We start from the raw sequence: 202 nt of genomic DNA, 5'->3' as shown, positions 1-202 counted from the left end.
GCGGCACTAGCTCAGTTGGTAGAGCGCGACCTTGCCAAGGTCGAGGTCACGAGTTCGAGCCTCGTGTGCCGCTCCAATTTCTCACCAAAGAAATTGAAATATCGAATAAAATGTAAAGCGGCACTAGCTCAGTTGCCAGAACGTAGGACGCGACTCGTCGCGCACCAACGGACAAATTACTGACTAACTATAAAGCGGCACT

At 51.0% G+C, this 202-nt stretch carries 1 tRNA gene; it reads left to right on the top strand.

From position 1 onward, the window contains the following. Positions 1 to 76 (top strand) — tRNA-Gly (locus AN391_RS20295). The last annotated feature ends 126 nt before the right edge of the window (positions 77 to 202 follow it).

The sequence above is a fragment of the Pseudoalteromonas sp. P1-13-1a genome, assembly GCF_001401875.1.
In the GTDB taxonomy this organism is placed as follows: Bacteria; Pseudomonadota; Gammaproteobacteria; order Enterobacterales; family Alteromonadaceae; genus Pseudoalteromonas.
This window is presented reverse-complemented; position numbering and strand designations above follow the sequence as displayed.